At 59.9% G+C, this 19160-nt stretch carries 15 protein-coding genes and 1 tRNA gene; 8 read left to right on the forward strand and 8 right to left on the reverse strand.

What is annotated here, in order from left to right; all coding sequences use genetic code 11:
• Window positions 1–10 precede the first annotated feature (10 nt).
• From J7400_RS10700 to J7400_RS10720, 5 genes are all read left to right on the forward strand, one after another.
• Window positions 11–568, forward strand: coding sequence for a hypothetical protein (locus tag J7400_RS10700; protein WP_209062936.1), 558 nt, complete (start codon window positions 11–13; stop codon window positions 566–568).
• A gap of 142 nt (window positions 569–710) precedes the next feature.
• Window positions 711–2756: an ASKHA domain-containing protein gene (locus J7400_RS10705; RefSeq protein ID WP_209062938.1), complete on the forward strand. Its 2046-nt coding sequence runs from the start codon at window positions 711–713 to the stop codon at window positions 2754–2756.
• Window positions 2757–2894: 138 nt separating this feature from the next.
• Complete coding sequence (locus J7400_RS10710; protein ID WP_209062940.1) at window positions 2895–4073, forward strand: DUF2235 domain-containing protein; 1179 nt, start codon at window positions 2895–2897, stop codon at window positions 4071–4073.
• 101 nt (window positions 4074–4174) lie between these two features.
• A tRNA-Gly gene (locus tag J7400_RS10715) sits at window positions 4175–4248 on the forward strand.
• 130 nt (window positions 4249–4378) lie between these two features.
• On the forward strand, window positions 4379–5092 hold the full coding sequence (locus J7400_RS10720) for an enoyl-CoA hydratase/isomerase family protein (RefSeq protein ID WP_209062942.1): 714 nt from the start codon (window positions 4379–4381) through the stop codon (window positions 5090–5092).
• A 52-nt stretch (window positions 5093–5144) separates the two neighbouring features.
• Here J7400_RS10720 and pgi read toward each other — a convergent pair whose 3' ends face one another.
• The 3 genes from pgi to zwf are packed head-to-tail and all read right to left on the reverse strand — an operon-like array spanning window position 5145 to window position 8874.
• Window positions 5145–6746, reverse strand: coding sequence for a glucose-6-phosphate isomerase (gene pgi / locus J7400_RS10725; protein ID WP_209062944.1), 1602 nt, complete (start codon window positions 6744–6746; stop codon window positions 5145–5147).
• A 5-nt stretch (window positions 6747–6751) separates the two neighbouring features.
• Window positions 6752–7423, reverse strand: a complete 672-nt coding sequence (pgl, locus tag J7400_RS10730) for a 6-phosphogluconolactonase (protein ID WP_209062946.1) — start codon at window positions 7421–7423, stop codon at window positions 6752–6754.
• A complete protein-coding gene (zwf, locus tag J7400_RS10735; protein WP_209062948.1) occupies window positions 7420–8874 on the reverse strand; it encodes a glucose-6-phosphate dehydrogenase in 1455 nt (484 codons plus the stop codon). The genes pgl and zwf overlap by 4 nt, the downstream gene beginning before the upstream one ends.
• A gap of 214 nt (window positions 8875–9088) precedes the next feature.
• On the opposite strand from zwf, the gene J7400_RS10740 reads away from it, so the two are divergent.
• A complete protein-coding gene (locus tag J7400_RS10740; RefSeq protein WP_209062950.1) occupies window positions 9089–10030 on the forward strand; it encodes a radical SAM protein in 942 nt (313 codons plus the stop codon).
• Between the two features lie 10 nt (window positions 10031–10040).
• On the opposite strand, the gene J7400_RS10745 is transcribed toward J7400_RS10740, so the two are convergent.
• Entirely contained in the window at window positions 10041–10643 is a 603-nt protein-coding gene (locus J7400_RS10745) for a hypothetical protein (RefSeq protein ID WP_209062952.1), read from the reverse strand.
• Window positions 10621–10791, reverse strand: coding sequence for a hypothetical protein (locus tag J7400_RS10750; protein WP_209062954.1), 171 nt, complete (start codon window positions 10789–10791; stop codon window positions 10621–10623). Before J7400_RS10750 ends, J7400_RS10745 begins: the two co-directional genes overlap by 23 nt.
• A gap of 245 nt (window positions 10792–11036) precedes the next feature.
• Between J7400_RS10750 and gyrA the strand changes: the two genes are divergently transcribed.
• Entirely contained in the window at window positions 11037–13769 is a 2733-nt protein-coding gene (gene gyrA, locus J7400_RS10755) for a DNA gyrase subunit A (RefSeq protein WP_209062956.1), read from the forward strand.
• A gap of 74 nt (window positions 13770–13843) precedes the next feature.
• Here the strand turns inward: gyrA and J7400_RS10760 are convergent, their stop codons facing one another.
• A complete protein-coding gene (locus J7400_RS10760; RefSeq protein WP_209062957.1) occupies window positions 13844–14614 on the reverse strand; it encodes a class I SAM-dependent methyltransferase in 771 nt (256 codons plus the stop codon).
• A 121-nt stretch (window positions 14615–14735) separates the two neighbouring features.
• Between J7400_RS10760 and J7400_RS10765 the strand changes: the two genes are divergently transcribed.
• Complete coding sequence (locus J7400_RS10765; RefSeq protein WP_209062958.1) at window positions 14736–16268, forward strand: YARHG domain-containing protein; 1533 nt, start codon at window positions 14736–14738, stop codon at window positions 16266–16268.
• Between the two features lie 229 nt (window positions 16269–16497).
• Here J7400_RS10765 and J7400_RS10770 read toward each other — a convergent pair whose 3' ends face one another.
• Window positions 16498–17973 (reverse strand): carboxypeptidase M32, encoded by a 1476-nt coding sequence (locus J7400_RS10770; RefSeq protein WP_209062959.1) that lies wholly within the window; start codon window positions 17971–17973, stop codon window positions 16498–16500.
• A gap of 29 nt (window positions 17974–18002) precedes the next feature.
• Window positions 18003–19154, reverse strand: coding sequence for a heme A synthase (ctaA, locus tag J7400_RS10775; protein ID WP_209062960.1), 1152 nt, complete (start codon window positions 19152–19154; stop codon window positions 18003–18005).
• Between the last annotated feature and the right edge of the window lie 6 nt (window positions 19155–19160).

Consider the following 19160-nt stretch of genomic DNA (forward strand, 5'->3'; position numbering starts at 1 on the left):
ACAGAGCTCCATGAAGGAAAATCAAACCCTCTTGCGCTCTTGGAGGAGACACATTCTTGAGGCTGCTGTTATCGCCACCTGCATGTTTTTTGTGGTCATGCTTTCGCGGCATTACTTGGCCTTTACAAGTCCAGGCCAGTCTCACGCTCATCTAAACATCGGCGATGTCATCTGTATCGTCATGTCTCTGTCGATTTTCTCAGTGTATCTTAAGTACCGTATTGGCCCCGAAACTCGCGCCCGACAAATCTTTCGCCCGACACGCGCCCGCCTAGTCACCGCTTTGGGAATTTGGTTGTTTTTGCCTGCAGGCTTCTTTTGGGGATTTCCAATCCCATTTTCGCTCCTCCTCATGAACTTCACACAAAATCTTGTTTCCGGCGAGATTACCCGCAGCTTGGGTGACATGAGAATACTGGCCAGCGGTGCGCTAGTGTGGAGCTACTGTTTGTCTTGCCTGATCGTTTCCAGTACCAGATTGGGCATAGCTCGAATTGGTCTCACCGCAATCGGCTGGAACCTCACTGCAGCTTTCCTTCTGACGATCACCGGCAGCCAAGGCATCTGAGCCCCCCGGTCATTTTTCGCGCATCCATCGCAATTTACGCCTGACCGTGCCGCCCACAGACCAATCCATGCCGCTCCTTGTCATTCCCGCCTGCGCACGCCAGATATGCTCTCAGACACGCGAACAGACCCAAGGCACTCCAATGAGCAGCGATCCACTTGTGATTTTCACTCCCTCCGGCAAGCGCGGCAACTTCCCGGTCGGCACTCCCATTCTCACCGCCGCGCGCCAGCTTGGCGTCGATCTGGACAGTGTTTGCGGCGGGCGTGGCGTCTGCTCCAAATGTCAGATCACCCCGTCTTATGGCGAATTTCCCAAGCACGGCGTGACCGTCGCGGATGATGCCCTTTCTGAATGGAACGCGGTTGAGCAGCGCTATGACGACAAGCGTGGCCTCACCAAAGGCCGCCGCCTGGGCTGCCAGGCCACCGTTCAAGGCGACGTGGTGATTGATGTTCCAGCCGAGAGCCAGGTCCACAAACAGGTGGTGCGCAAACGCGCCGAGGTGCGTGACATCACGCTCAATGCCACCGTCTCGCTCAGCTATGTTGAGGTGGAAGAGCCTGACATGCACAAGCCCTCCGGCGATCTGGAACGACTGCTGACCGCGCTGAAGGCGGCGACAGGCCATGCAGAAATCGCGGTAGACACCCATCTTCTGCGCCCGCTGCAGCCGCTCCTGCGCAAAGGCAACTGGGCCGTGACCGCCGCGCTGCATCAGGGCCACAACGACAGCACCCCGCGCGTGATTGCGCTTTGGCCCGGCTATTTCGAAGGGCCGATCTACGGCCTCGCCGTTGACCTTGGCTCCACCACCATCGCAGGCCACCTCTGTGATCTCTCCTCCGGCGAAGTGGTGGCCTCCTCCGGCCTAATGAACCCGCAAATCCGCTTTGGCGAAGACCTCATGAGCCGCGTCAGCTACGCCATGATGAACAAAGGCGGCGATCTGGAAATGACCGAGGCCGTGCGCGAAGGTCTCAACCAGCTGGTTGTGGACATCGCCCAGGAGGCCAACATCGAGACCAGCCAGATCCTCGATGCGGTCTTTGTGATGAACCCGGTGATGCACCACCTGTTCCTAGGCATCGACCCGTTTGAACTGGGTCAGGCGCCTTTTGCGCTTGCCACCTCTGACGCGCTCGAACTTTTGGCCTCCGATCTTGGCCTCACCATCGCGCCGGGCACCCGCGCCTATCTGCTGCCCTGTATCGCAGGTCACGTGGGCGCTGATGCCGCAGGCGTTGCGCTCTCCGAGGCGCCCGACAAATCCGAAGACCTCGTTCTGGTGGTCGATGTGGGCACCAACGCCGAAATCCTGCTGGGTGACAAAGACGGCGTTCTGGCTTGTTCCTCCCCCACCGGCCCTGCGTTCGAAGGCGCACAGATCAGCGCAGGCCAGCGCGCCGCGCCCGGGGCCATTGAACGAGTGGAAATTGATCCCGTCACCAAAGAGCCACGCTTCCGCGTGATCGGCTGTGAGCTCTGGTCTGATGACGAAGGCTTTGCCGCCGCTGTCGCGGGCACCGGCATCACCGGCATCTGCGGCTCCGGCATCATCGAAGTGATCGCCGAAATGCGCCTTGCAGGTCTGGTGGATGCCTCCGGCCTCATCGGCTCTGCCGAGCAAACCGGCACCGCCCGCTGTTTTGCGGACGGGCGCACCAACTCCTACACCCTGTGGGAAGGCGACGCGGATCAGAAATCCGTCACCGTCACCAACGGCGACATCCGCGCCATCCAGATGGCCAAAGCCGCGCTTTATTCCGGCGCCCGCCTGCTGATGGACAAACGCGGCGTCGATCAGGTCGACCGCGTTGTGCTCGCCGGGGCCTTTGGTGCGCATATCTCCGCGAAACACGCCGTGGTGCTGGGCATGATCCCAGACTGCACGCTGGAGAAAGTCACCTCAGCAGGCAACGCCGCTGGCACCGGCGCGCGCATTGCCCTGCTCAACCGCGAAGCGCGCGGGCAGATCGAAACCCTTGTGCGCCAGATCGAGAAGATCGAAACCGCCGTGGAGCCGCGCTTTCAGGAGCATTTCGTCAATGCCTCCGCCATGCCGAACTCCTCTGATCCCTTCCCGATCCTGCGCACCGTAGTCGATCTGCCAGAGGTGAGTTTCAACACAGGTGGCGGCGATGGCGGAGCCGCTGGCGGCGGACGCCGCAGACGCCGGCGCGGCTGACACGCGCCTATACACCTTCATCCTTGCGGCCAGCCATATGGCCGTGGGGATCGCGCAGAGGACGCTAGGTATCTCATTCCCGAATTGTCCCCAACCCCATTCAGGCCTAGTCTTTAGACTGGTGAGGGAGTGGGTTTCATGGCGCGTAAACTGATCATCTGTCTGGACGGCACAGGCAACGAAGTCGAGAAAAACGAAAGCAATATTCTCCGCCTCTACAAGTGCCTCAAACATGACGAGCAGCAGCTTGTTTATTACGAGCCGGGCGTCGGCACCCTGTCCACCAGACCTTTCGCACGCGGCCATTTCTCAAAAATCAAACTGCTTCTGGGGCTGGCCACCGGCCTTGGGTTGCACCAGAACGTCATGCACGCCTATTCCTTCCTCTGTGAAAACTACCGCGATGGCGACCAGCTCTATTTCTTTGGCTATTCCCGTGGCGCCTACACCGCGCGTGTGCTCGCGGGCTTCATCAATGACTTCGGTCTGGTCGCGCCCCATGAGCTGCATCTGGTTGGCCCGGTGTTCAAAGCCTGGCGCAAACTGCGCACGGACAGCGACTCCAAAGACTATGCCACCCTGCGCATCTCCGAACAGTTCTTCCACATGCGCCACCCCTCGATCCGCTTTCTGGGGCTTTGGGACACGGTCAGCTCCATGATCCGACTGCGCCTGAGATGGGGCAGCCTGATCGAATTTGGCAGCCACTCCAGCGTGGATGAAAACCCAAGCGTCAAGGCCGTGCGCCACGTGCTCGCCATCGACGAAACCCGCCGCTTTTTCCGCCATCAATTCTGGAAACCCGGGCAGAAATACTACGGCAACCGTTTCAAAAAGAAATCCGATCCACCAGATCAGGACGTCAAACAGGTCTGGTTTGTCGGCACCCACACTGACGTGGCTGGATCTGTTACCGAAAAAGAGGCCGGCCTCGCAAAGGTAACAATGCAATGGATGCGCGAAGAGCTTGATGGCCTCGACAGCGACAGCACCCTGCTGTTCCGCGATATTTTCTACAACCGCTATGTGCAGGGCAAAGAGGATGAGGTCACCAAACGGATGGGGCTGGAGATCTCCTCACCCGATGCCAAAGCCCCGATCCACAGCCAGATGAAGCTGCACAAATTCTGGCCCATTCTGGAGGTCTTCCCCCGTCTGGTCAGCCGCAGCCGTCACCCCGATCAGAAGGGCTGGTTTGGCTACTACCTGCCCCTCGCCCAGCCCCGCTACATCGCACCGGGCTCAGACATCCATCCCACTGTGGCGGAACGCAAATCTGACCCGGCCACAAACTATGATCCGCCCAACTTGCCGTGATCTCAGAATGCCGTCTTGCGCCACCAGCCACGCGGCAAAAAGAATGCCCCGCCCGCCACTTGACCTTCGGACGGGTTAGAAGTAGCTCTGCCAACCAGAGCGCGGGTATGGTGAAATGGTATCATGCGAGCTTCCCAAGCTTAAGGTGCGGGTTCGATTCCCGCTACCCGCTCCAACTCCACCAATTTGATGTCGCCTGCCGGAATGCTACGCCGCGTCTCGGTCATGTTGCGTAAGGTCATGTTTGCTGCCCACCTGACGTGCAGGTAAAGTTTCCTGCAAACATCCAAACCTATGAGCCTTCCATGTCTACCGTGACCTATGAAACCCGCGGCAAAACCGCGATCCTCACGCTGAACAATGGCGAAAACCGTCAGAACCCGGCCTTCGCCACAGCCATGCTGGATGCCTTGCAGCAAGCTGAGGACGACAAATCCATCCGCGCTGTTGTGATCACCTCCAGTGATGAGAAAAACTGGTCCCAGGGCGTCGATCTCAACTGGCTGATGGCCGCCAAACAGGCAGGCAAAGTTGATGACATGCGCGCCTTCATGAACGGCATGAACGAGGTTTTTGCCCGCGTTCTGACCTTTCCGATGCCAGTGATCGCCGCGATCACAGGGCATGCCTTTGGCAATGGCGCCATGCTGGCCTGCGCCTGCGATTTCCGCTTCATGCGCGCGGATCGCGGCTATTTCTGCTTCCCGGAAGTGGATATCAACATCCCCTTCTTGCCCTCCATGATCGCCTATGTGCGCAAAGCCATCCCCGAATACCGCTTCAACGAGATGAAGCTGACCGGCCGCCGTGTCACCGCCCCCGAACTTGAGGCCGACCACGTGCTGACCGCTGCGCCTGATGCAGAGGCGACCCTGACAGCGGCGCTGGAATTTGCCGCGACTTTCTCCAAAGGGCGCGCGATCTTTGGCGAGCACAAACGCCGGATGCACAAGGACATCCTTGAAACCATGGCACGTGACGACGCGCCCCTGATCGAGGCGCTGAAGCTCACCGTTTGAGGAACATCTGGCCGCTGCTTACGGGCTGCAAACCTGCGCGGCCAGATCCATATCAGCTGTGAAAGCTGCGGATATAGGCCAGAAGCGCCTTCGTGGATGCGGAGGCCGCTTCCGGAGCTTCACCACTGGCAACAGCATCCAGCAATCCCCCCGCCAGCTCTTTGCCCAGCTCCACGCCCCATTGGTCGTAGGAGTTGATCCCATAGATCACCCCTTCGACAAACACGCGGTGCTCATAAAGCGCCACGATCTGGCCCAGCACAAAGGGCGTCAGCCGCGGATAGACAAGCGTCGTTGAGGGGCGGTTGCCGCTGAACACCCGGTGTTTGGCCAGCTGATCCAGCGTGCCGCCCGAAACGCCCTTCGCCTCCAGCTGTGCGCGCGCCTCTGCCTCGCTGCGCCCCTTCAAAAGCGCCTCAGACTGCGCCAGACAATTGGCCACAAGCGCACGGTGATGGCTGCTTAGCGCGGGCTCATGCCCCTCCGCACCGACAATAAATTCACAAGGCACCACCTGCTTGCCCTGATGGATCAGCTGATAAAACGCATGCTGCCCATTGGTGCCCGGCTCGCCCCAGACAATCGGCCCCGCCACACGGTCAAGCGATTGGCCATCCACTGCCACACCCTTGCCGTTGCTCTCCATCTCAAGCTGCTGCAGATAGGCCGGCAAGCGCGCCAGCCGCTGCTCATAAGGCAGCACAGCGCGGGTGTCATAGCCACAGACCTGCTGGTGCCAGATGCCCACCAACGCCAGCAGCACAGGCAGGTTTTCCGCCAGCGGCGCGTCACAGAAATGGCGATCCATCGCCTGACCGCCTTCAAGGAAGCCCTCAAAGGCTGTAGGCCCAATCGCCAGCATCAGCGAAAAGCCAATTGGCCCCCAGACCGAATAGCGCCCGCCAACCCAATCCTCAAAGCCAAAGACCCGCTCCGCCGGAATGCCGAACTCGGCACAGCGCTCAACCGCCGAGGAAATCGCCACAAACCGCTCCAGCGCTGCCTCACCACCTGCCCAGTTCAGCACGGTGCGGGCATTCATCAGCGTTTCCTGCGTGGTGAAGGTCTTGGAGGCCACAATCACCAGCGTGGTTTCAGGGTCCAACCCGTCCAGCGTGTCAGTGGCGTCCGCGCCATCGACATTTGAGATGAAGTGACATTTCGGCCCGTCGTGATACGGCGCCAGCGCCAGCACCGCCATCAACGGCCCCAGATCAGAGCCGCCAATGCCGATGTTCACCACATCGGTGATGCGTTTGCCCTGCCCCAGAAAGCTCCCATCGCGCACCGCAGAGGCCAGTTTCGCCATCCGCGCGCGCGTCTCTTTGATCTCCGGCAGCACGTCTTCGCCATCCACAACCACCGGCGCACCACTCAGGTTGCGAAGCGCCGTATGCAGCACCGCGCGCCCCTCGGTGGCATTGATCTTTTCCCCGCCAAACATGGCCGCCCGCTTCTCAGCCACCCCCGCAGCCTCTGCGATCTCGATCAGAGCAGCCTTGGCCTCGGCGTTGATTGTGGTCTTGCTGAAATCAAACAGCACCCCATCCGCCGTCAGCGAAAACCCCGCCGCGCGCTCAGGATCACCCGCAAAAAGATCTGCAATCTGAGCATCTTGCGCGCAGGTCTTCAAGGCATCCAGTTTGGTCCACATCTCACTCACTCCGTCCAATGCACATCAGCACCCGCACAGACCGCGCGGATCGGGGCATCCACCTCCGGCAGGCTCTGCGCCGCATTCAGCGCCTCACGTTTGTCCGCCCCTTTGATCAGGATGTGCTTGCGCAAGGCCCCATTCAGCACCCGTGCCGACAGCGTGATCCGAATGTCAGGCAGATCATCGCGCCGCACAGGGATCAGGATCGGCGCATCAGCAGCCAGCGCCGCCTCAAGCCCTTCCGAGCCCGGGAAAAGCGAGGCGGTGTGCATATCCGCGCCCATGCCCATCACCGCCACATCCACCGGCAGCGACGGCGCAATGCCAGCCTCAAGCTCCGGCAAGACGTCTTCCGGCACCTCCGCAGGCGCATAAAGCGGCAGGTAGCGTGCCGCCATGGCGCGGTTGGTCAGAAGCCGCGCCTTCACCAGCGCGGAATTGGAGCGCTCGTGATCTTCTGGCACCCAGCGCTCGTCAGTCAGGATCACATCCACACGCTCCCAATCCAGATCCACCGCGCTCAGCGCATCAAAAATCGGCCCCGGCGTGGTGCCACCCGGCACCGCCAACACAACCCGTTCCTTCTGGTGCAGCGCCTCGCTCAGGTCTCCGGCCAGCGCTTGCGCCACATCCATCGCCAGCATGTCGGCATCGGGGTAACTCTTGAAATTCATTTGTCTAAACCTCTCCATGCGCGCGCATCCCGCCGCATCATCAATTCCGCATCATCCGGCCCGTCAGAGAACGCATCATAGGGTTTGGGCACATCGCCGCGCGCTTCCCACCCGCGAATGATCGGATCGGTCCAGGCCCAGGCCGCCTCCACCTCGTCATCGCGCATGAAAAGCGTCTGATTGCCCCGGATCACATCCATAATCAGCCGCTCATAGGCGTCCGGCGTGCCCTCAGCTGATGGCCCCAAGGCCTCCGCAAAGCTCATGTCCAGCGGCACATCCACCAGTCGCATACCCCCCGGGCCCGGCTCCTTGATGGTCACATTTAAGGTAATACCTTCATTGGGTTGCAGCTGAATATTCAACTCGTTTCGATGCCGTCCGGCCTCGGGGCCAAAGATCGAATGCGGCGTGTCCTTGAACACCACCGTGATCTCGCTGTCCCGCGCGCTCAGCCGCTTTCCGGTGCGCAAGTAAAACGGCGTGCCCGCCCACCGCCAGTTGTTGACCTGACATTTCAGCGCCACAAAACTCTCGGTTTTGGAGCGCGCATTGTCGACATCTTCACGATAGGCCGCCGCGCCATCCGCCGCCGTGTACTGGCCGCGCACAATATGATGAGGCTGCACATTGTCCAGCGCGCGGATCACCTTGAGCTTTTCGTCACGCACCGCATCCGGCTCAAACTGCGCCGGTGGCTCCATCGCGATCAGACACAACAGCTGCATCAGGTGGTTCTGCACCATATCGCGCATGGCACCGGATTTTTCGTAGTAATCCCCGCGCCCGGCCACGCCGACCGTTTCCGCCACGGTGATCTGGATATGATCAATGTATTGCGCGTTCCACAGCGGCTCAAACAGCATATTGCCAAAGCGCACCGCCATCAGGTTTTGCACGGTCTCTTTGCCAAGGTAATGGTCGATCCGGTAGATCTGCCCCTCGTCAAAATACTGTGCCAGCTCGCTGTTCAACGCCTCCGCGCTCTCCAGATCATGACCGAAGGGCTTTTCCACCACGATCCGCGTGTCATCTTCCACCAGCCCGTGTCTTTTCAGGCCTTTGGCAAGATCGGAAAACACCCCCGGCCCAACCGAGAAGTAAAACGCTCGCACAGAGCCCGGCGTCAACAGCGCCGCCAGCTCAGACCAGCCGCCCTCGCCCCGCGCATCCACCGCCACATAATCCACATGCTCACAAAACGCCGCGACCTGCGCGTCATCCAGCGCCAGCTCTCCGGCAAACTCCTTGAGCGCTGTGCTCACAGTGGCGCGATACGCCTCAGAGCTCAGCGCACTGCGCGCCGCGCCCACCACTTTGCTGCCATCCGGCATCTGCCCGGAACAAAACCGCCGAAACAGCGCAGGCAGGATCTTGCGCCGCGCAAGATCACCCGTTCCCCCAAACACCACCAAATCAAAAGGCTCTACTGGAATAATACGAGAAACCATGCGGCCTCTTCCCTTGCTTTCTGCTCGGACGTTGCTGCGGCGCCGTCCCATTGCCCCAACATCGTTAGCGCTAACGATGCTTTCGAGTGGTCTAACATCGCCACTCTAACACCGCAAGCGCGCATCACAACTCTGTCAGAAGCGCTGCGGCATGGATGGTCAAGCCCTATAACATTGGGTAGGAGGCATTGGGCACATAACAGATGGCAGTTTCATGAAAGATCAGGCAAATCTCGGCAAATTCCAGGATCCATTCATCACCGCCAAGGGCGAAGATCGGGCGCATGTTGCGCTCAACAACCCTGAAACGCTGTGGTTCAACACCGGCACGCTCTGCAACATTGAGTGTGAGAACTGCTATATCTTCTCATCGCCCACCAATGACGACCTACTCTACATCACCGCTGATGAGGTGAGCGACTACCTCGATCAGCTGGAAGCCCGCGAATGGAATGTGCGCGAGATCGGCTTCACCGGTGGCGAGCCTTTCATGAACCCGGAAATGATCGAAATCACCCGCCGCTCGCTGGAACGCGGCTATGATGTGCTGATCCTCACCAACGCCATGCAGCCCCTGATGCGCAAACGTGTCCGCGAAGGCCTCCTGGAGCTGCGCGACACCTACCGCGACAAACTCACCTTCCGCATTTCCATCGACCACTGGAACCCGGAGCGTCACGATCAGGAACGCGGTGCCGGCTCCTTTGACCGCATGATCCTCGGCATGGAATGGCTGCGCGACGAAGGTTTTCAGATGACCGTTGCCGGCCGCACCCTCTGGGGCGAGTCCGATTCGGACTCCCGCGCCGGATACGCGCGGCTTTATGCCAAACACGGGTTTGAGATCGACCCGCAGCACCCGGCGCAAACCATGCTTTTCCCGGAAATGGATGAAACCGTCGAAGTGCCAGAAATCACCACCGCCTGCTGGGGCATCCTCAACAAATCTCCCAACGACATCATGTGCGCCAGCTCACGTATGGTCGTGCGCCGCAAAGGCTCCAAAGCCCCGGCGGTGATCGCCTGCACCCTGCTGCCCTATGTGGAAGAGTTTGAGCTTGGCCAGACGCTCAAGGAGGCCGAGAAGCCCGTGCTTCTCAACCACCCCCACTGCGCCAAATTCTGCGTGCTCGGCGGCGCGAGCTGCTCCGCCTGAGCGTATTGCGCTACTGAGCCTCATTCAGCTCAGGAGAGCGCCAGTATTTGCTGCCTTCCAGACTGGCGTTCACGCGCCAGCGGTTTTTGTCGAGCAAAAACACCGACCGCCCATCGCGAAAGCTGGTCTGCTCGGTGTCCCCATCCGTTCCTGACTGCGCCCCGCCGCTTGCGCCCGCATCATAGCCATGGGTGACAAAATTGTTCAGATCCTCAGAACTCTCAAACAGGATCACAAACTGATTGGTAAAGCCGCCAATGCCAATCGCCCCACCAAGCCCGCCGGTGCCCATATTCATATAGACCCGGCCAGAGCCGTCTTTGGCCATCGCCACCCCGCGCCCATAGCCGGTGGTCAGCGGGAAAATAGTTACTTTACGCGCATCAAACGCCGCATAGCCTACGCCCTGCTCATAAAGCCGTGCCGCCTCCGGGTTTTCCTTCAAGAGCCGCGCCAGAATCTCATCCGCCATTGCATCGAGCCGCGCCCGCGTCTGTTCGGCTGTCTCTTCATTTGAAAGCAACTCATCGGTGGAGGTCACAGTGTTCTCCACCGCCTCAGCGCCCTTGTGGACCACATCGCCCACGGCCTCAGCCCCAATGGCCTGTCGCACTCAGCCCGTCACCAATCGCTTCACCGGCGTTCTCCGCCCCGCGCTTGATCTTGTCTGCCAGCGACTCCGCAGACGCCATAGGGGCACAGACTGAGGTAAAGGCAGCCCCACCGCACAGCGCGACAACTCTAAAAATACTCTGCTTCATAAAATACCCTCAAAACTGGTTTTACCACGGCTCCTACCAAGAACGCCGCGCTGCGCAAACCCCTGTTGGCGCAACGGCAGCCTCTGGCAAAAACCATGCGGAATTTCCCTCAAAAACTCAAAGGGCTAGGGTTTTTTCGGCGGAATAGCCGCCGGATCACCACAGCCCCATTGCACCCTACATGTCGCCTCTGATATAAGCGAGCCAACAAGATATGGACCGCCAAAAAGAAGCGAGATCGGGACTTGAGCGACACGCCGGAAACCCCTGAAAACGAAGAAGAAAACACGCATGAACGGATGATCCACGACGGTCCTACTGTGACCATCGAGGAGGAAATGCGCGCCAGCTACCTCGACTACGCCATGAGCGTGATCGTCAGCCGCGCCATTCCAGACCTGCGAGATGGCCTCAAACCGGTGCACCGCCGCATTCTTTATGCGATGCATGAAACCGGCAACACCCACGACAAAGCCTACCGCAAATCGGCCCGCCCTGTGGGTGACGTGATGGGTAAATACCACCCGCACGGCGATGGCGCGATCTATGACGCTTTGGTGCGGATGGCACAGGACTTCTCCATGTCGCTGCCGCTTCTGGACGGTCAGGGTAACTTCGGCTCCATGGACGGCGACAACCCGGCGGCCATGCGTTACACCGAGGTCCGCATGGACAAACCGGCAGCTGCGCTGCTGGCCGACATCGACAAAGAAACCGTTGATTTCCAAGACAACTATGATGGCAAAGACCAGGAGCCAACCGTGCTGCCTGCGCGCTTCCCGAACATGCTTGTCAACGGCGCGGGCGGTATCGCGGTGGGTATGGCCACCAACATTCCACCGCACAATCTGGGCGAAGTGATCGACGCAACCTTGGCGCTGATCGAAGACCCCGATCTGACCTCTGAGCAGCTCATTCAATATGTCCCCGGCCCGGACTTCCCCACCGGCGGCATCCTTCTGGGCCGCTCCGGCGCGCGCAAAGCCTATCTTGAGGGCCGCGGCAGCGTTGTGATCCGCTCCAAAACCCGCGTGGAGGAAATCCGCAAGGACCGCTACGCCATCGTCATCGACGAGATCCCCTATCAGGTGAACAAAGCCTCCATGATCGAAAAAATCGCCGAGGCCGCGCGCGAAAAGCGCATCGAAGGCATCGCCCACGTGCAGGATGAATCTGACCGCGACGGCGTGCGCGTGGTGGTCGAGCTCAAGCGCGACGCCACCGCCGAGGTGGTGCTCAACCAGCTCTTCCGCTTCACCCCGATGCAGACTCACTTTGGCTGCAACATGCTGGCGCTCAATGGCGGTCGCCCGGAGCAGCTCACCCTACGCCGCTTCCTGACCTCCTTCATCGATTTCCGCGAAGACGTGGTTGCCCGCCGCACCGCGTACCTCTTGCGCAAGGCCCGCGAACGCAGCCACATCCTCTGTGGTCTGGCCGTGGCCGTCACCAATGTGGACGAAGTGGTTGCCACCATCCGCAGCTCCGCTGACGCAGCCGAAGCCCGTGAAAAGCTGATGACCCGGCGCTGGCCAGCAGCAGAAATCGCCGGCTACATCCGTCTGATCGACGATCCGACCCACACCATGAACGACGATGGCACCTACAACCTGTCTGAAACACAGGCCCGTGCCATTCTCGAGCTGCGCCTGCAGCGCCTCACCCAGATCGGGGTGAAAGAGGTCACGGACGAACTCGAAGAACTGGCGGCTAAGATCAAGGAATACCTTGAAATTCTCGGCTCGCGCGAGCGCATCATGGGGATCATCGGCGACGAGCTGCGCGAAGTCCGTGAGAACTTCGCTGTAGAGCGCCGCACCGAAATCGTCGACTGGTCCGGCGACATGGACGACGAAGACCTGATCGAGCGCGAAGACATGGTTGTGACCGTCACCTCCGGCGGCTACATCAAGCGCACCCCGCTGGCCGACTTCCGCGCCCAGAAACGCGGCGGCAAGGGCATCTCGGGCATGCAGACCAAAGAAGAGGATGTGGTCACCACCCTCTTTGTGGCCAACACCCACACCCAGCTTCTGTTCTTCACCACCGATGGCATGGCCTACAAGCTCAAGACCTGGCGTCTGCCGCTGGGGGGCCGCACCGCCAAAGGCAAGGCGATTGTGAACATCCTGCCGATCCCGTCCGGGGTCTCCATTGCTGCGATCATGCCGGTGGACCGCCCAGAGGATGAATGGGACGATCTGCAAATCATGTTTGCGACTTCTGCGGGCACCGTGCGCCGCAACCGCCTGTCCGATTTCACCAATGTGAAATCCAACGGCAAGATCGCCATGAAGTTTGAGGATGATCACGCCGACACCAAGCTGATCAACGCACGCATCTGTACCGAAGAGGACGATGTGATGCTGGTGACCAACTCCGGCCGCGCGATCCGCTTCCCCACCACCGAGGTGCGCGTGTTCAACAGCCGCTCCTCCACCGGTGTGCGTGGCATTCGCCTGAACGGCAATGACGAGGTGGTCTCCATGTCCGTCATCCGCCACTTCCGCGCCGAAAGCGAAGAGCGCGCCGCCTACCTCAAGATGCGCCGCGCCGTGGCTGGTCTCACCGATGATGGCGGGGATGAAGACGAGGCGCCAGCGGGCGAACTCTCTCAAGAGCGCTACGCCGAAATGTCCGCCGCCGAAAACCTGATCCTCACGATCACCGCAGGCGGCGCGGGCAAACTCAGCTCGTCTCATGACTACCCCGTGCGCGGCCGTGGCGGCCAGGGTGTGGCAGCCATGGACAAAGCCATGCGCGGCGGCGAACTTGTTGCCTCCTTCCCGGTGGAACTGGGCGATCAGATCATGCTCGCCACCTCCAAAGGCCAATCCATCCGCGTCCCTGTGGATGGCATCTCCTTCCGCTCCCGCTCTGCCGGCGGCGTCCGGGTGTTCAACACCGGCAAAGGCGAAGAAGTGGTCTCCGTGGCCTGGATCGCAGAACAAGACGACGAGGGTGTGGCGGAAGAATAAACCGCCTCACTCAAGTAAAACACAAGCCCCGGCGCTCATGGCGCTGGGGCTTTTTTTATCGCAAAGACAGAGTGTTACGCAGGTTTCTTGAGATGCCAGACCTGCTCCATCGGATAGGTTTTGGCCCATTCCGCCGGGATCGCCGCCCGTGTGCCTTTCGCCCATTCCGGCGCATATACCTCCTGATAGCGCACCACCGCGAAACCGATCTCAGCAAAAAGTGCCATCCAATCAGCCATTGTCAGGTTGAAACACACCCCGCTTGGCTCAAACGCAACCTCCGTCCAATCCGCGCCCCACATATCTTTGTAGGGCCGATGTAACTGCCGATCACAGGGCGCGCCATTCAGGGGCGAACAGATCAGAGACAGCGGATGATTGCCCAGAAACACCAGCGTCCCATCCGGCTTTAACAGCCGCCACGCCTCCCGAAGCCAAACCTCCGGCGGGCACCAGATCGCCGCGCCATATTCCGAGATCGCAAAATCAAACGACGCATCCGGCAAACCCGTCGCCTCCGCATTGCCTTCCAGAAAGTGGATTGCGGCCCCATGGATCTGTGCCAGCCGCCGCGCTGTCGCCAATTGTTGAGGCGAGACATCAACCGCCGTCACCTCCGCGCCCCGCCGGACCATCCAGCCGGAGACATAGCCGGTGCCGCAGCCCAACTCGATTGCCGCCATGCCGCGCATGTCTTCGGGCAAGATATCCAGCGTTTCCTCGGGCGTGTTCCAATTTCCCCAAACCGCCGCTTCCATCGACCAAAGCCGCGCGCCAATCTCTTCCCAATTGGCCGCATCCGCCTCCCAGACCGCCTTATTGATCGCCACATGATCCCGTGTCACCGCACCACCTCCAAACCACACATCACCAAACCCGACCGGCAAGCTTTTCCTTGCCTCACCAACATTTCTGTGCCGAAGTTCGCATAGACTATCACTGACTTTAGAAAACACCTAAATACCTATGATAAAATACCTTTCCGGCGCAGCTCTTTTGAGCGCCTGCCTCGGCCTTGTGACCACCTCTCCGGCACAGGCCGCCACCCTGATTTACAACACAACCGAAAGCCAAGACGCGCTCGACACCCGATATGGAGGCGCCGTCACAGCAGAACAGCTCACCGGAAAATACGCCGACTGCACCCTGCTTTATGACGGTGACGTCACGCCTGGTGATCTTCAGAAATTCCAAGCCATTTATGAGTACAACGGCCTCCCCGAAGGCGCGCGGCTCTGCCTCAACAGCCGAGGCGGCAGACTTTATGAAGCCCTTTCCATCGTGGATTTCCTGCGCGACTCCTTTGCCGATCTGCAAACCTATGTGGCGGAGGATGATCGCTGCGCCTCTGCCTGCTCCACGCTCTTTCTCGCCGGGGCACATACCTTTGAAGGTGAGAGCTACGAAACGATTGCGATGCGCGCCATTGCGCCCACCGCCCGACTGGGCGTGCATGCCCCGCGCATTGTTTTGCCAAACTATGGTGAGCTCTATGACGCCGGCGAAGTCGAAGCCGTCTATGACGACGCCATCCGCGATTCCGCTCTGCTCTTTGCCTTTGCACAAGAGGCTGATGACGAAGGCACCCCCTATCTGACACCTTATCTTTACGCGCGCAGCATCGAAACACCGCCACAGGAGATGTACTATCTCACCACCGTGGCCGATGCGCTGTTCTCACAGATCCCCGTCATCGGGATCTCCTATGACGTCACGCTGAATACAGATCTGATCACCTCAATATGCCACAACGCCTTCCTGATGGATGACGGCGCTTTCACCTGGTCTTTTGCCCCCACCTGGAAGCCGCACAGGCTCGCCTCTTTTGAGGAGTTCTGGCCCAATTTTGTCGAGATTGTTCACAGCACCTATCAACCTGACGCCCCGCCGTTTGCGACCGATGTGCAAATCGAGCAAAAAGACGGTGCCATCTACGGGGTTCAGCGTGGCTACCCGGTCGGCGGGCCTTACTTTGCCGAAGACTGCCTGGTGCGCCTGCCCACCTCCGCAGAGGTTGGGGAAAAAACCAGCTTTGGCTACATTCGGGATGCCTGGGACGCGCGCATTAGCCCTGACATTGAAGTCCGCATCGCCACGCAATACCCACGCGGCCCCCACAGCCTGCCTCAGCCCGACCATGTCGCCACGCCGTACACCTATTGGCAGTATGAAAGCGAAAACAGCGGGACGGAGCCGCATACCTATCCAACCTTGATGCTGTTTCCCATGACCCAGCCTCTTGCGGATCTGCCACGCCTCCCTGCGCCAACCCAAACAACCGAACCCCCAGAAGCCCCACACACGCAACGGCTCTCCTGCGACGATCTCTGGTTTCACCGCAACCGCATCTTTCATGAAAACGGCTATTGCTTCGCCTCAGAACGCGGCATCGACACATTCGGCAACGAAGGCTGCTTCACAAAATCCCCCGAACTCTCAGGGCGGGATGCGGAGCTGATGCAAATCATCAAAGCCGGAGAAAAAGAACTCGGATGCTAAAGCAGTTTGCGATTTATGTGAGGCAAGTGGATCGCTTTTTGCGTTCGACCGAAAGGGAGAGGCAGCGAACAAGCGATTCAGCTCAAACGGAAACTGCTATAATCCGCGCGCGGCGTTTGTCCCAACCTTGTTTTAAGGCACGCGCGCCCCGACTTCTCATTCTTCAAATATCCAAAAACAAAGGGGACGCCAAAGCGTCCCCTTTTTTATCCAACATTTCCCCAAGCGCTCACAGCTTGTAGATGTCACCAAACTTCTCTTCCAGATAGGCCAGCAGCGGCTCCCCGCTTGGGGCCATACCCGTGGCATGTGCGATGGTCGCCGCAGGCTCGCGCAAACCACCGTGCTGCTGCAGGTTTTCGCGCAGCCAGCCTGTGGCAGCAGAGGTATCGCCCTGCGCCAGTTGCGCATCCAGATCCGGCACCGCGCGGCGCAGCGCCTCATTCAGGCAGCCCGCATAGACATTGCCCAGCGAATAGGTCGGGAAGTAGCCAAACAGCCCCACCGACCAATGCACATCCTGCAATACCCCGTTGGAGGGCTTGTCCACCGCATAGCCAAAATCAGCAGCAAAGCGGTCATTCCAGGCCGCTTCCAGATCATCCACTGCAAGATCGCCCTGCATCAATGCCCGCTCCAGATCAAAGCGCAGCATGATATGCAGGTTATATTGCACCTCATCCGCCTCGGTGCGGATATAGCCATCATTCACCCGGTTCACGGTGCCATAAAACGCCTCCGCGTCAGCAATGCCAAAATCGCCAAATTCCGCCTTCATCTGCTCATAGAGCCAGCCGGTATAGGCGCGCCCACGCCCCAGCTGGTTCTCATAAATCCGGCTCTGACTCTCATGCACCCCCATGGAGACCCCATGCCCGATCGGCGTCAGCAGGTAGTCGCGGTGAATGCCCTGCTCATAGGCGGCATGGCCCACCTCATGAATGGTGGAGTAAAAACAGTTGAACGGATCATTTTCGCTGGTGCGTGTGGTGATGCGCACATCCAGCCCGCTGCCTGAGCAGAACGGATGGGTCACACAGTCAATGCGCCCGTGGTCAAAATCATAGCCGAAGGATTTTGCCAGTTTGGCGGTCAACGCCATCTGCTTGTCACTGGCAAAGGTGCCACTCAGCTTCGCTGGAGCTTCTGCTGCCAGCACCGCCGCGCGCAACGCCACCAGCCGGGGCCGCATCGCGTCAAACATAGCCGCGATCTCAGCCGCCGTCATCTCCGGCTCATAGTCGTCAATCATGGCGTCATAGACATCGCCACCGGCCGCCAGCGCCTGCCCTTCCTGACGCTTGAGGTTCACAACCTCTTTTAGCGTCGGAAGAAACGCTGCCACATCCTCATCACTGCGCGCCTGTGCCCAGATACCCTGCGCACGGCTGGTGACTTTGGCAATCTCCGCCGCCAGATCCGCCGGCACTTTGGAGGTGCGCTCAAAGCTCTTTTTGATGTGGCGCAGCTGCGCACGGCCCACATCATTGAGCGTGGCCGGATCAATCTCCGCCAGCCAGGCGCCCACCTTCGGGTCGGTGCGGCGCGCATGCAACACGCTTTCCATCGCCGCCATCTCTTCGGCCCGCTGCGGCGCAGCCCCTTGTGGCATGATCGCTTCCTGATCCCAACCCAGACGCCCGGCCACCTGCCCCAGCGCCTCTGTGGTGTGGCTGAACGCCATCAACTGCTCATATGCAGACATGTCTTTTCCCTCTCTCTCGGGTGAAATCTTCAAGCTGCGTCGCGCACCGACGTGGCAACAGGATAATGGCTCAGGAACCGGGCACGCAGGATCAGCGCCACTACGAGTACCGCCATGATCTGATGGGTGATCGCCACATGCATATGCGCGAATGTCAGCACCGTGACCACGCCCAGCACCATCTGCAAAAACACCGCTGCCAAGACCAGATTGAAGGCAAAGCGCGTGGATTTATGCGCAGAGCCCTGCCCCATGCGCCACACCACGATGGCAAAGATCATCAGCAGATAGCCCCAGCTGCGGTGAATGAACTGCACCAGACCGGCATTCTCAAAGAAATTGCGCCACGCAGGCTCGATGTAAAACGCATCCGACGGAAACACCTGCCCCGCCATCAGCGGCCAGTCATTAAACGTCCGCCCCGCATCAATCCCGGCCACCAGCGCACCCAGCAGGATCTGCACAAAGGTCATATGCAAAAGCCCTGTCGACATGGAAAACTGCTTGGCCTCCTTGCCGCGCCGCGCCTGCATCAGATCGCGCTCGCTGCGCCCCAGCATCAGCACATACCAGCCAATGAACGCGAGGATCAGGAACGCCAGCCCCAGATGCGTGGCCAGACGATAGCTCGCAACCGTGGTGACCCCTTCACCGGAGGTGACGCCAGAGGCCACCATCCACCAACCAATCGCGCCCTGCAGACCACCCAAAGCGCCGATCAGCAACAGCCGCCCAGTCCAGCCCGTCGGGATCTGTCGCGCCAGCGCAAAGCCGGCAAAACCAACCGCCCAGACCAGCCCGATCACCCGGCCCAGCTGACGATGGCCCCATTCCCACCAATAGATGACCTTGAAGTCCGCCAGCGTCATCCAGTTGTTCTCAAGCGCCCATTGGTCGATCTGCTTGTATTTCTCAAACTCGCTCTGCCAGTCGGCTTCATTCATCGGCGGCACAGCCCCGGTCACAGGGCGCCATTCGGTGATCGACAACCCGCTGTCGGTCAGCCGTGTGAGGCCGCCAACGGCGATCATCACCACCACCAGCGCAAAGAGGATCATCAGCCAGATCCGAATGCCGCGCCGTGCGCCTTTGGCACCGGCATCAATCACGCCAACAGCCTTGGGGGCCTCTTTGGGCGCCTCGCTGCCAACCTCTTCAAAAATGCTGCGTTTCTGGCTCATCGCTGC

The organism is Shimia sp. R9_2 (genome assembly GCF_017743735.1).
Taxonomy (GTDB): Bacteria; Pseudomonadota; Alphaproteobacteria; order Rhodobacterales; family Rhodobacteraceae; genus Shimia.